General features: G+C 74.1%; 11 protein-coding genes. 9 read left to right on the plus strand and 2 right to left on the minus strand.

Annotated features, from left to right (window positions below; genetic code table 11):
• Positions 1–150: 150 nt before the first annotated feature.
• From AB0I29_RS25940 to AB0I29_RS25965, 6 genes are all read left to right on the plus strand, one after another.
• Positions 151–1,104, plus strand: coding sequence for a phosphotransferase (locus tag AB0I29_RS25940; RefSeq protein WP_285103028.1), 954 nt, complete (start codon positions 151–153; stop codon positions 1,102–1,104).
• A gap of 165 nt (positions 1,105–1,269) precedes the next feature.
• On the plus strand, positions 1,270–2,112 hold the full coding sequence (locus AB0I29_RS25945; protein WP_357486950.1) for a hypothetical protein: 843 nt from the start codon (positions 1,270–1,272) through the stop codon (positions 2,110–2,112).
• A 65-nt stretch (positions 2,113–2,177) separates the two neighbouring features.
• Positions 2,178–4,343, plus strand: coding sequence for a dynamin family protein (locus AB0I29_RS25950; protein WP_357486952.1), 2,166 nt, complete (start codon positions 2,178–2,180; stop codon positions 4,341–4,343).
• Positions 4,340–6,112 carry a GTPase gene (locus AB0I29_RS25955; RefSeq protein WP_357486954.1) on the plus strand — a complete coding sequence of 591 codons (1,773 nt, stop codon included), beginning with the start codon at positions 4,340–4,342 and terminating at the stop codon, positions 6,110–6,112. Before AB0I29_RS25950 ends, AB0I29_RS25955 begins: the two co-directional genes overlap by 4 nt.
• 28 nt (positions 6,113–6,140) lie before the next feature.
• A complete protein-coding gene (locus AB0I29_RS25960) occupies positions 6,141–6,641 on the plus strand; it encodes an acyl-CoA thioesterase (protein WP_285103036.1) in 501 nt (166 codons plus the stop codon).
• 78 nt (positions 6,642–6,719) lie between these two features.
• Entirely contained in the window at positions 6,720–7,370 is a 651-nt protein-coding gene (locus AB0I29_RS25965; RefSeq protein WP_285103038.1) for a hypothetical protein, read from the plus strand.
• A 22-nt stretch (positions 7,371–7,392) separates the two neighbouring features.
• Here AB0I29_RS25965 and AB0I29_RS25970 read toward each other — a convergent pair whose 3' ends face one another.
• Together AB0I29_RS25970 and AB0I29_RS25975 are read right to left on the minus strand one after the other, a co-directional pair.
• A complete protein-coding gene (locus tag AB0I29_RS25970) occupies positions 7,393–8,349 on the minus strand; it encodes an acyl-CoA thioesterase domain-containing protein (protein ID WP_285103040.1) in 957 nt (318 codons plus the stop codon).
• A 46-nt stretch (positions 8,350–8,395) separates the two neighbouring features.
• A complete protein-coding gene (locus AB0I29_RS25975) occupies positions 8,396–8,782 on the minus strand; it encodes a globin (protein ID WP_285103042.1) in 387 nt (128 codons plus the stop codon).
• Between the two features lie 142 nt (positions 8,783–8,924).
• On the opposite strand from AB0I29_RS25975, the gene AB0I29_RS25980 reads away from it, so the two are divergent.
• The 3 genes from AB0I29_RS25980 (at position 8,925) to malQ (ending at position 12,737) form a co-directional block, all read left to right on the plus strand.
• Positions 8,925–9,158, plus strand: coding sequence for a PTS glucose/sucrose transporter subunit IIB (locus tag AB0I29_RS25980; RefSeq protein ID WP_020018155.1), 234 nt, complete (start codon positions 8,925–8,927; stop codon positions 9,156–9,158).
• 192 nt (positions 9,159–9,350) lie between these two features.
• Positions 9,351–10,406 (plus strand): mechanosensitive ion channel family protein, encoded by a 1,056-nt coding sequence (locus AB0I29_RS25985; protein WP_285103044.1) that lies wholly within the window; start codon positions 9,351–9,353, stop codon positions 10,404–10,406.
• Between the two features lie 81 nt (positions 10,407–10,487).
• Positions 10,488–12,737, plus strand: coding sequence for a 4-alpha-glucanotransferase (malQ, locus tag AB0I29_RS25990; protein ID WP_285103175.1), 2,250 nt, complete (start codon positions 10,488–10,490; stop codon positions 12,735–12,737).
• Positions 12,738–12,902 lie beyond the last annotated feature (165 nt).

A 12,902-nucleotide genomic window follows, 5' to 3' on the forward strand; every position in this document is an offset into this window, starting at 1 on the left:
CTGATCCCCTTCGAGGCCCGAGTTTCTTGGCTTTGAGCCCGCTCAAAGCCAAGAAACTCGGGCCTCAAAAGTGAGCCGCTGCGCCCGCATAACGGGCGAATTTCGCATATGTTCCTTGCTGTCAGTAGGCATCTTCGACAGGATGCCGCAGTGAGCCCTGCCCTACGGCCCGGATGGCGAGAGCTTCCGCCCCTGCTGCGAGACCGCATCACCGATCTGCTCGGCGCCCGTGTGATCGCTGCCAGACAACCGGACGACTCCGGGATCCTGCCCGGCGCGCGCTTCCAGGTGCAGACGACGAAGGGCCACGTCTTCGTCAAGGCGATCGGCACGGAGCAGCCGGGGCCGCTGAACTTCCTGCGGCAGGAGATCGCGCTGTCGCCGCTGCTGCCCGCCGCCGCTCCGCACCCGGAGCTCCTCTGGTCCCTCGACGACGTGCTGCCCAACCTCGGCACGTGGGTCGCCGTCGGCTACGCGATGAAGTCCAACGTGCGCCCGATCGACCCCTCCTGGCCCGACGAGGACGTCGCGACCATGGTCAAGGTGGTCCGGGGGATCGGCGAGATCGAGGCGCCGGGCGACCCCATGTTCCTGCCCGAGGAGAAGGTGTTCCCCACGGACTCGTGGGAGTACCTCGCGGACAAGCGCCCCGCCGGGCTCGCGAACCACTCGCCGTGGCTCGCCAACCGCCTGGACGGTCTCGCGGAGATCGTGGCGCACGCCCCCGACGCGATCGCCGGTACGAGCCTGCAGCACGGCACCCTGCGGGTGCAGAACGTGATGCTGCCCGCGCGGCTGGGCGAGAAGCCGCTGGTGACGGACTGGATCCGGGGCAGCGTCGGGGCGCCGTACCTCGACCTGGTCTCGATGCTGCTGCACGTCCGCGCCAACGACGGCCCGCCGCCGGAGGCGACGCTGCGCCGGTACGGGCTGCCGCCCGGCACCGAACGTGACGCCGTGACCTGCTGGATCGCGGTGCTCGCGGGCCACTACGTGAAGTCGTCGATGGACACGCCGCCCACGGACATGCCGGAGCTGCGCGCCTACCAGCATCGGCTGGCCCGCGCCGCCGTGTCGTGGCTGCAGACCAGGCTCGGTTTCTGATCCACGTCGTTCCCGCAACACGTGCTGTGGTTTGCGGGTGAAAGCGCAGTTCGGCACACTCCGGCCATGAGCGCTGTGCGGCGACCGGCTTGGTCCGATCTACCCCCGTCTGTCCGTTCTCGAGTCAGCGAGTCCATGGGGGGACGCGTGATCGGCTCGGCCCCCATGAGCGGCACGGATCTGGCCCCGCTCGACGTGCTGCAGACGGCGTCGGCCCGCTCGATCGTGCGGGCGGTGGGGCCGGAGGCCCCGCTGACCCAGGACCGGATGGCCGCGGAGGCGGCCTCGCTGGCCACGCTGCCCGACGACGTGCCGAGCCTGGAGCGCGAGTGGTACGTCGACGAGGTGCTGCCCGGGGCGGGCCGCTGGGTGGTGCTCGGCTACCGGAACGAACCCATCCGGCCGCCGCACGACCCCTGGGACGACGGCGACCTCGCCGCGGCGGTCGAGCTCGCGATCCAGATCGGCTCGACCGAGGCGCCGCCGGACCTGCCCGACGCGCTCGACCTGATCGACGTGGACGCCTGGGCCACGATCGCCGCGATGCGGCCCGCCGGCCTGTCGGCCTTCACGCCGTGGCTCTCCGACAAGGTCGACCACCTCGCGGAGATCGCCCGCTACTCCGGCGAGGCGATGTCCGGCAAGAGCCTGGTGCACGGCGCGCTGCGCCGGGAGTCGATCCTGATCACCGACCACGGCTGGGACGCGACCAGCGCGCATGCCGTCGACTGGTTCATGCCGTCCCACGGCGCGTCGTTCCTCGACGTCGTGCTGCTGCTGCCGTACCTGCGGGTCGACGGCGCTCCGCCGCCTGGGGTGGTGCTCGACCGGCACCCCCTGCCCGACGTCGACCCCGAAGCGTTGACCTGCGCCGTGACCGTGGTCGCCGGTGCGCTGGTGCTCGAGTCGATGCGGCCGCCGGAGCCGGGCGCGCCCCACGGCCGCGCCGTGCAGCGCGAGGTGGCGCACGCCGCCCTCGACTGGCTGCGCTCGCGCCTCGGCGGCTGACGTCTTCACCCTGTTGCCACGCCACGGGCGCGCCTGACCTGCGCTGCTGCGGCAGACTGAGCGCCATGACCGAGAAGCCCGACGACGGCGCGGTGACCGGCGGACCGAACCCCGGTGTGAGCCCCTGGCAGACCGCCGGGCTGCCCGCGGGACCCGCTCCCGCGCCGTCCGCGGGACCCGCCGCCGCGACGCCCGGGGACGAGGCCGCGACGCCGGAGGACGGGCTGGACGCGGGCACCACGACCGGGCCCGCCGCGCCTGACACGGAACCCGCCGCGCCCCCCGCCCCCGACGAGGAGTCCGGTCTGACCGGCGCGCTGGAGGTGCTCCGGGCCCGGCTCGGCGCCCTGCGCCTGCCGCTGGAGACCACGGGCGTCGAGGCGGCGCGCACGGAGCTGCGCCGGTCCACGGACCAGCTCGACGACTACCTGCTGCCGCGGCTGCGGGCCCAGAAGGCGCCGCTGCTCGTCGTGGTCGGCGGGTCCACGGGCGCGGGCAAGTCGACGCTCGTGAACTCGGTGCTGGGCGAGCGGGTCACGCAGCCGGGCGTGCTGCGGCCCACCACGAAGGCACCCGTCCTGGTGCACCATCCGCTGGACGCGCGCTGGTTCTCGACCGACCGGGTGCTGCCGGGCCTGGCGCGCGTGACGGCGTCGGGCACCGGGACGCCGACCAGGTCCGTGGTGGGTCCCGCCGTCGCGGAGCAGGGCCACGGGGCGCCGCACGACCCCTCCCGCACCCTGCGCCTGGTGCCCAGCGACTCGCTGCCCAAGGGCCTGGCGCTGCTGGACGCGCCGGACATCGACTCGGTCGACACCGCCAACCGCGAGCTCGCCGCCCAGCTCCTCGGCGCGGCCGACCTCTGGCTCTTCGTCACCACGTCGGCGCGCTACGCCGACGCGGTGCCGTGGGACCTGCTGAACCAGGCCGCCGCGCGCAAGGCGCAGGTGGCGATGGTGCTGGACCGCGTGGACCCGGGCGCGGAGGCCACGGCCGACGACCTGCGGGACATGATGGTCGAGCACGGGCTGACCGACAGCCCGCTGTTCGTCATCCCCGAGGACAGCCTGTCCGACGACGGCATGCTGCCCGAGGACGCCGTCGGGGAGGTCTCGCGCTGGCTCACGGGGCTCGGCGGCGACGCCGACGCGCGCCGCCGGGTCATCGCCGCGACCCGCGACGGCGTGGTGGACTCCCTCGTCGTGCGGGCGGGCGGGCTGGCCGATGCCGCCGACGAGCAGCGGGCCGCCGACGCACGGCTGCGGCACGTCGTGGACCGGGCCTATGCGGACGCGGTGGCGCACGTGGCCGCGGCGACGTCGGACGGCGCGCTGCTGCGCGGCGAGGTGCTCGCCCGGTGGCAGGACTTCGTGGGTACGGGCGAGTTCTTCCGCGCGGTCGAGGAGGGCATCGGGCGGTTCCGCGACGCGGTGAGCTCGTTCTTCCGCGGCAAGCCCCAGGAGGCGCCCCAGGTCGAGAAGGCGATCGCCCACGGCCTGGAGTCGGTGGTGCTGGACGCCGCCGAGGAGGCCGCCGAGCGTTCCTACCAGGGCTGGCGCGGCGACGCCGCGGGCACGGCCCTGCTGGAGGGCCTGGAGCTGTCGCGGACGCCGGCGGCGCTGCGCGCCGAGGTGGGCGAGCAGATCCGGGGCTGGCAGGGCGACGTCCTGGGGCTCGTGCGCGAGCAGGGCGAGTCCAAGCGCGGCAAGGCGCGTGCCCTGTCCTTCGGCGTGAACGGGCTGGGCGTTGCGCTGATGATCTTCGTGTTCGCCTCGACGGGCGGGCTCACCGGCATCGAGGTGGGCATCGCGGGCGGTTCGGCGGTGCTGGCCCAGCGGCTGCTGGAAGCCGTGTTCGGCGAGGACGCCGTGCGCCGGCTCGCCGTGCAGGCCCGCGACCGCCTGCGGGCCCGCATCCAGGCGGTCATGGACGGGCAGGCCGCCCGCTACACCGCGCAGCTCGACGCGCTCGGCTCCGCGGAGGCGGGCGGTTCCGCCCTGCGCACGGCGGCCGACGCCGTCGCCTCGGCCGCCGCGGCGGAGCGCCGGTCGCGGGCCCTTGAGACGGAAACGGTGCCCGCGGGCGTCGGCGACCTGACCGAGAGCCGCGGGCTGCGGGGCGTCCGTTCGCCGGCGGGCGGCACGGGGCCGGCGGACGGCCGGGGCGACCTGGCCGAGGAGCCGGCGCGGAAGGGCTTCTGGAAGCGCCTGTTCGGGGACGGTGACCGGTGAGCCGGCTCGACCTGGCCGACCGCACGACGGCCCTCGACACGGCGATCCGGGCCGCGGACGGCCGCATCGAGCCCGCGCTGCTGGACGAGGCGCGCGCCGTCGTCACCCGGGCGCGGGAGCGGGGCGGCCTCTCCGCGGAGCACACCGTCGTCGCGCTGGCCGGCGCCACGGGCTCGGGCAAGTCGTCGGTGCTGAACGCGGTGGCCGGCGCCGCGATCGCGCAGCCCGGCGTGCGGCGTCCGACGACGTCGCACCCGATGGCCGCCGTCTGGGGCGACGGCGCGGACCCGCTGCTGGACTGGCTGGAGGTGGGCCGCCGGCACCACGTGGGGCCTCCGGCCGAGCCCGCTCCGGGCGGGCAGGACGCGCCGAGAGTGCCCGACGAGCCCGCCGGCCGCGGGCCGTTCCGCCGTCGAACCCCTGCGGGGGACACGACCGGGCTGGTGCTGCTGGACCTGCCCGACCACGACTCGATCGTCACCGAGCACCGGATGCGCGCCGAGCGCCTGGTGCAGCGTGCCGACCTGCTGGTCTGGGTGGTGGACCCGCAGAAGTACGCGGACGCCGCGCTGCACGAGGGCTTCCTGCGCCCGCTCGCGGGGCGTGCCGAGGTGGTGGTCGTCGCGCTCAACCAGGCCGACCGGCTGACGGTGGACGAGACGTCCGCGATGCTCGCCGACCTGAGGCGGCTCGTGGCCGAGGACGGCCTGGACGGCGCGCGGGTGCTGGCGGTGTCCGCGAAGACCGGTCAGGGCATCGACGACCTGCGCGGCCTGCTGGCCAAGGCGGCAGCGCGGCGCGAGGCCGCCACGGCCCGGCTCGCCGCGGACGAGCGGGTGGTGGCGCAGCGGATCGTCGACGAGTGCGGCACACCGCCGCCGTCGCGCGCCGGGAGCCAGGCCACGGGCGACCTGGTGGCCGCCCTGGAGGACGCCGCGGGCGTGCCCACGGTGGTCGACGCCGTCCGCGTCTCCGCACGCCGGGACGCCCGGTCGGCGACCGGCTGGCCGTTGACGCGCTGGATCGGGCGGCTGCGCAAGGACCCGCTGCGGCGGCTCGGGCTGCGGACGGCGGACCGGGAGCACCGGGCGCCGTCGGGCCGCGAGGACCTGGTGCGCACGTCGCTGCCGACGGCGCGGCCCGCCGTGCGGTCCACCGCGGCCTCGGCCGTGCGGCGCTACGTCGAGGAGGTGACGCGCGGCGTCGCGGACCCGTGGGTGCTGGCGGCCCGCTCCCGCGGGCAGGCGGGGATCGACACGCTGCCCGACGCCCTGGACCAGGCCGTGGCCGCGACCCGGGTCGAGGCGCAGCGCCGCCCGATGTGGTGGTCGCTGGTCAACGTGGTGCAGTGGCTCCTCGTCGCCGTGCTCGCGGCGGGCCTGCTGTGGCTGTTCGTGCTGTTCGGGTTCGCGTACCTGCAGCTCCCGCCGCCGCCCACGCCCGTGCTGTCGCTGCCGACCTGGTCGGGCGACGGTGTCGTGTTCCCGGGGGCGCCCGAGTCGGGCTCGGGCGAGGGCCTGGGCGTGGACCCGTTCACCATCCCGTGGCCCACCCTGATGGTGCTGGGTTCGGTGGTGCTCGGCCTGCTGGTCGCCCTGGTGTGCCGGATCTTCGGCGCCCTGGGCGCCCGCCGCCGGGCGAACGTGGCGCGCCGTCGGCTGCGGCAGTCGGTGGGCAAGGTCGCAGACCGGCTGGTGCGGGAGCCCGTGAGCGAGGAGCTCGCCCGGCTCGCGAGCTGCCGGACGGCGGCGACGGTCGCGGCGAGCTGAGGTCTGCCGCCGGGAGAGGATAGGGACCATGACACGCCTGCACGTCCCCGTCACGCTGCGCTGGTCCGACCTGGACGCCTACGCCCACGTCAACAACGTGGCGATGTTCCGCCTGCTGGAGGATGCCCGGATCACCGCCTTCTGGCAGCATCCCGAGGCGCCGGAGGGCGAGGCCTGGCCCACGGCCGTGGTGCCGACCGGACCCGACGCCGACTCCCACACGCTCGTGGCCGGCCAGCGCATCGAGTACCTGCGCCCGCTGCTGTTCACCCGCACGCCGGTGCGCGTGGAGATGTGGCTCGGCCGGATCGGCGGGGCGAGCGCCGAGGTCTGCTACGAGGTGCACGACGGCACGGCGAGCATGGCGAAGACCGGCCCGACGTCGGGCGGCAAGCCCTACGCCCGGGCGACCACCACGCTCGTGTTCGTCGACGCCGCCACAGACCGGCCGCGCCGCCTCACCGAGGGGGAGCGCCTGGCGTGGAAGGAGTTCCAGGAGGACCCGATCACGTTCCGCCACCGCGGCTGACGCGGGGCGCCGCTGAGTGGCCCTCAGCGTGTCCGAATTGCTAGATTCATCCCCCTTGGTTTCGGCCACGGAGGAACAGTGGATCTGCCCCAGCACTACCTTGACCCGGTCACCCTGCACGAGGTGTTCGACGACGTCCCGGCCGCCCGGGCGTATCTCGCCGAGCTGGCCGGGGGTCCGGCCCGCGACGAGCCGGCGCTGCTCGCCGTCCGGGTCCCGCTCACCCGGGCCCTCGCCCCCGAGGCGGACGACCCCGACACGGAGCTGGCCGAGGCGGAGCGCCTCGGCTGGCTCGCCGTCGGCCTGGCGGGCGGTCCGGTGGACGACGCCGCGGCCGCGCACTCGCACGCCGCCGACGTGCCCCTCGCCGCCGTGCCGCCCTTGCTGCGGCTGGGCCACGTGCTCCAGTGGCGGCACCGGTTCGCGGAGGCCGACCTGCTGTTCGGGCTCGCCCTGGAGGCCGCGCTCTACTACGGGGAGCACGCTGCGAGCATCGAGCACGCGCGCCGGCTGGAGTTCTTCGCCCTCCAGCACTGGGGCCGGTGCCGGTACGACCAGGCGCTCGAGGTGCACGCCGACCAGGCCCGCCCCTACCTCGGGGAGGCGCTGGCGCTGTTCGTGCGCGCCCTGGAGCAGCGGGTGGACGTCGCCGCGACGCCGGACGAGATCGGCACGGTCCGGCAGGCGGTACAGGCGGCCCGTGACCGGCTCGCGGAGCTCGGGGCGTAACAGGACAGGCGGGCGGTGCGGGTCAGGCCGGCAGCCGGATCATGCCCTCCTGGCCCGCCGAGGCCACGAGCACGCCGTCCTGCGTGTAGACCTTGGCGGTGCCCAGGGCGCGGCCGCCCTGGGCCGTGGGCGAGGACTGCACGAACAGCATCCACTCGTCGACCTGGACGTCGCGGTGCCACCACATGCCGTGGTCGAGGCTGGCCATGGGCACCGTGGCTGCGACGTCCTGCCAGGACTTGCCCGCCGCGCGCATGGCGGGCTCCAGCATGAGCTGGTCGCACGCGTAGGCCAGCAGGGCGCGGTGCATCGACTGGTCCTTGATGCCCAGCGGACGGCGCGTGCGCATCCAGACGAGCTGCGTGGCGGGCGGGGTGCCGCCCTGGGCCACCGCGGCGTCCGGGTGCAGGTACAGCGACCCGCCCACGTGCCGCAGCTCGAACGGCGAGTCCGCCCAGAACTGGGCGCGGACGTCGGGGCCGTCCGGTAGGGACCCGAGCTCGTCGAAGGCGGAGCCGACCTCGTCGGGCGCGGGGACGCCGTCGGGCATCGGCATCGAGTGGTCGTAGCCCGGCTGATCCTCCTGGAAGGAGGCGATCATCGAGAGGATCGGCTTGCCGAACTGGATCGCGTGGGTGCGGCGCGCGCTGAACGAGCGCCCGTCGCGCAGCCGCTCCACCGCGAAGTCGATGGGCTCCTCGACCCGCCCCTCCCGCAGGAAGTAGCCGTGCAGGGAGTGGATCTGGCGGCCGTCGGGCACCGTCCGGTCCGCCGCCAGGATCGCCTGCGCGAGCACCTGACCGCCGTAGGCGCGGTTCGCCAGGGCGGGCATGCTGTTCCCGCGCAGCACGTCCTCCTCGCCGCGCGGTCCCCAGCCCTCCAGGTGCCGCAGGTCGAGCACCTGCAGCAGGCGGTCGAGCGCGTCGGGCGTGTGGTCCGACGTGGCGTCGCCGGCGATCAGGTCAGGGGTGGCGTCCACGTGCGGGCGTCTCCTTCGGTTCTTCTGGGTCAGGCTTCGAGCGGGGTCAGTCTTCGAACGTGTTGATCATGCTGAAGGCCGCGCGCTCCAGGTAGTCCCACAGCTGCGACTCGTGGATCGGGGCGAGGCCCAGGGAGTCGACGGCGGTCCGCATGTGCGCGAGCCAGCGGTCGCGGGCGTCCGGGTTCACCTTGAACGGCGCGTGCCGCATCCGCAGGCGCGGGTGGCCGCGCTGCGCGGAGTACGTGCCGGGGCCGCCCCAGTACTGCTCGAGGAACAGCGTCAGACGCTCCTTGGCCGGCCCCAGGTCCTCCTCGGGGTACATGGGGCGCAGCACCGGGTCGTCCGCGACGCCGTCGTAGAACGCGTCGACGAGGCGCACGAACGTGTCGTGGCCGCCGACGGCCTCGAAGAAGGAAGGTTCCTGTGTCACGCCAGTCATCCTGCCACCCGCCTATGACGGTCCGGTGAAACTCGGTCTCGTGTGAGCAAGTCGACAATTGCCCGGGCGAAGGGCTTGCCAGCACAGATAGGGTGGGGACAAACCTGCAGCGACGCACGGTGGGAGTTGAGACATGACCAAGGCTGACCAGATCCTTGCGGCACTCGGGGGAACCTCGAACGTCGTCGAGCTGGAACCGTGCATCACCCGGCTCCGAGTCGAGGTGAGCGACCCGTCCCTCGTGGACGAGCCCGGACTGAAGTCGTCGGGAGCGTTCGGCGTGGTGCGGTCGGGCAGGGTGGTTCAGGTGATCGTCGGCCCCGAGGCGGACAACCTCGCGGCCGAGCTCGACACGCTCAGGGTGTGATCACGAGGGCGTGAACCCGTAGAGAGTGACGTGCGCGGGCCCGGGACGAGCTCCCGGGCCCGTGATCTGCTTCACTGCTGGTCGGCCGCGTGCAACCGGGGCGCGAACGGGCTGTGAAGGTCGCGCAGTGGTCCCTCGGACGCGGCCGGAGATGTACCGGTCCGCAGGCTCGACCCGAGTAGGTTGGGGGCCGTGTTCGAGTCTCTTGCTGCCTCCGTGTTCGACAGCGCCGAGGATTTCTGGGCCTGGTTCGGTAACAAGCCCCTGAAGGTCATCCTGATCGTCGTGATCGGGATGATCGCCATCGCCGTCCTCCGGCGGGTCGTCACCGCCCTCACCGAGCGCATCGCGATCGGCCAGAAGCCGCGCTCCGTGGTCGAGACGATGGCACCTCCGGTCGGCACCACCACGGGTGCGGTCCCGGTGACCACCCCGGGTGCCGCGCCCGGCACGAGTGGCAAGCGCAAGCGCAAGAACGTGCTGATGACCCCGCAGGCGCTGGCCGACGTCTTCGGCGCGGTCAACCCGCGTGCCGCCGAGCGGCGTGCCCAGCGCGCCCGGACCGTCGGCTCGGTGCTGAACTCGACCGTCAACATCGTGATCGGCACGCTCATGGTGATGTCGATCCTGCAGGTGCTGGGCCTGAACCCTGCGGGGCTGATCGCCGGTGCCGGTGTGGTCGGCGTGGCCCTCGGTTTCGGCGCCCAGAGCCTGGTCAAGGACTTCATCTCCGGCGTGTTCCTGCTCATCGAGGACCAGTTCGGCGTGGGCGACAACGTGGACCTCGGCGCCGGCGTGGTCGGCACGGTCGAGGCCATGGGCCTGCGGCTGACCCAGGTCCGTGCGTTCGACGGCACCCTCTGGTACGTCCGCAACGGCGAGATCCTGCGCGCGGGCAACCGCACCCAGGAGTGGAGCCGCGCGGTCGCCCCGGTGCAGGTCCCGCTGGGGGCCGACATCGACGCCGTGCGCGCCGCGCTCGGCCGCGCCGTCGACCGCGTCAAGAACGACCCCGAGCTGGCCGACAGCCTCCTGGAGACCCCGTCGGTGCGCGGCGTCGACGAGGTGGACCAGGGCGGCCTGACCTTCACGCTGCACGCCCAGGTGCGCCCGGCCCAGCAGTGGGCGGTCGCCCGGTCGCTGCGCGTGGCCGCGCACGCCGCCCTGCTGGACGCGGGGATCGTGGCGCGCTCCGCACCCGCCCTGTTCGAGGAGGGCGTCACGGGGGACACCCCCGGCGTCAGCTGACGTGACACGGGGTTCTCGGGCCGGGTTGCGCCCGGTACGGGTCGGTAGATGGCAGGATCTTTCCTTGTGACCGACGAACCGATGCCCGGGTCCACCGGAGACGGCTCCACCGTGCCGCAGGAGCTGGCCGAGCTGGCGACAGCCCACGGCGTGCAGTGCGAGTACACCGACCACGACGGCCGCGTGCAGCAGGTCAGCCCCTCGACGCTCGTCGCGGTGCTGGAGGCGCTCGGGGTCCAGGCGTCGACCCCCGGCGCCGTCACGGCCAGCCTGGAGCGCGCCCGCGACGACGAGTGGCGTGCCATGCTGCCGCCCACGGTGGTCACGCGCGAGGGCACCGAGGTACAGGTCCCGGTGCACGTCGCCGACGGCGCGGACGTGACCGCGTGGGTCGAGCTCGAGCAGGCCGAGACGCCCGTCGTCCCGGCGAGCGCGACGCCCTGGCGGGTGACGGCGCCCGGAGCCGCCCCCACGTCCGGCTCGTTCGCCACCGTCCGGGGTGCCCGGGTGCAGCTGCGCCAGGCCGACGTCTACGCCGAGCCGCGCACCGTGGACAGCCGCAAGGTCGGCCGGGCCACGTTCACGCTCCCGGACACCCTGCCGCTCGGCTGGCACACGCTGCACGCGGAGTCGGGCGGGCAGACGGCGCAGGCCTCGCTCGTGGTGACGCCCGCGCGGCTGGAGCTGCGCAAGAAGATCGCCCGCAAGCAGGCCTGGGGCTTCATGGTCCAGCTCTACTCGGTGCGGTCCCGGGACTCCTGGGGGATGGGCGACCTCGCCGACCTGGGCGACCTGGCCTGGCAGACGGCGCACAACGGCGGGGCCGACTTCGTCGCGATCAACCCGCTGCACGCGACCGAGCCCGTGCTGCCGGTGACCCCGAGCCCGTACCTGCCGACGTCGCGGCGGTTCATGTCGCCCCTGTACATCCGCGTCGAGGACATCCGTGAGACGGCGTATCTCTCCGCCGCCGACCGGTCGCTCGTGGAGTGGGCCGCCGAGCCCGTCCGGGAGCTGTCCGAGGACTCCGGGCCGATCGACCGGGACGCCGTCTGGGAGGCCAAGAAGGCAGCGCTCGAGGTGGTCTACACGGCGCCGCGGTCGGCGGCCCGGCAGACGGCGTTCGACGAGTTCGTGCTGGCCCAGGGGCGCGGCCTGGTCGACTTCGCCACCTGGTGCGCCATCAAGGAGCACCTCGACGGCCGGGACTGGCCGGCGGAGCTCGCCGACCCGGGTTCGTCGGCCGTGCAGACCCTGCGCAACGCCCTGTCCGACCGGGTCCAGTTCTACTGCTGGCTGCAGTGGGTGGCCGACGAGCAGCTCCGCGCGGCCCACCGCGCCGGCCTCGACGCCGGCATGCGGCTGGGGGTGTTCAAGGACCTCGCCGTCGGCTCGTCCCCGGACGGCGCCGACGCCTGGGCGGACTCCGCCGTCCTCGCCCGCGGCGTGTCCGTGGGCGCCCCGCCGGACATGTACAACCAGCAGGGCCAGAACTGGTCCCAGCCCCCGTGGAACCCGCGGGCGCTCGCCAAGGTGGGCTACGCGCCGTACCGCGAGATGCTGCGCACCGTGCTGCGCCACTGCGGCGGCCTGCGGGTCGACCACGTGCTCGGGCTGTTCCGCCTGTGGTGGATCCCGGGTGGGGCGCGCGCGTCTGCGGGTGCGTACGTCACCTACGACCACGAGGCCCTGATCGGCATCCTGTGCCTGGAGGCGCACCGCGCCGGGGTGGCGATCGTGGGCGAGGACCTGGGCACGTTCGAGCCCTGGATCCGCGACTACCTCGCGGAGCGCGGCATCCTGGGCACGTCCGTGCTGCTGTTCGAGCGGGACGCCGCCGGGGCGCCGATCGAGCCGGAGGCCTACCGCAGCGCGGCCCTGGCCACCGTGACCACCCACGACCTGCCGCCCACCGCCGGGTACCTGGCGGGGGAGCACGTGGACCTGCGGGAGCGGCTCGGCCTGCTCACGGAGGACGCGACGATCCTGCGCGCGCGGGCCCGCCAGGAGCGGGAGTCGCTCGTGGAGGCGCTGTCGCGCCGCGGGCTGACGACGTTCGACCCGTCCGAGCGCGAGCTCGTCGAGGGCCTGCACCGCTACCTCAAGGACACGCCGTCCGCGCTGGTGGGGGTCTCCCTGGCCGACGCCGTGGGCGAGCGCCGCACGCAGAACCAGCCCGGCACCGACTCCGAGTACCCGAACTGGCGGGTGCCGCTCGCGGACTCGGCGGGCGCCGTGGTGCTGCTGGAGGACCTGTTCACCAACGCCCGCCTGCGCTCCCTCGTCACGGTGATGAACGAGGAGCCCCCGGAGCCGGAACCCGCGCGCTGACGCCGTCCGCCGGCCGGCCGAAGGTGCGCATCGACCCAGTCGCCGGGCCCGGAACCACGTGAGTTCCGGGCTCCAACGGCATCCACCTGGGCACCGTCGACGCGTCGCCGGACCCGGCCGCGGAGGCCTGGGAGAACATCTGCGCCATCGACGAGCTGTGCCTCG

It is taken from the genome of Promicromonospora sp. NPDC050262 (assembly GCF_040655935.1).
GTDB lineage: Bacteria > Actinomycetota > Actinomycetes > Actinomycetales > Cellulomonadaceae > Promicromonospora.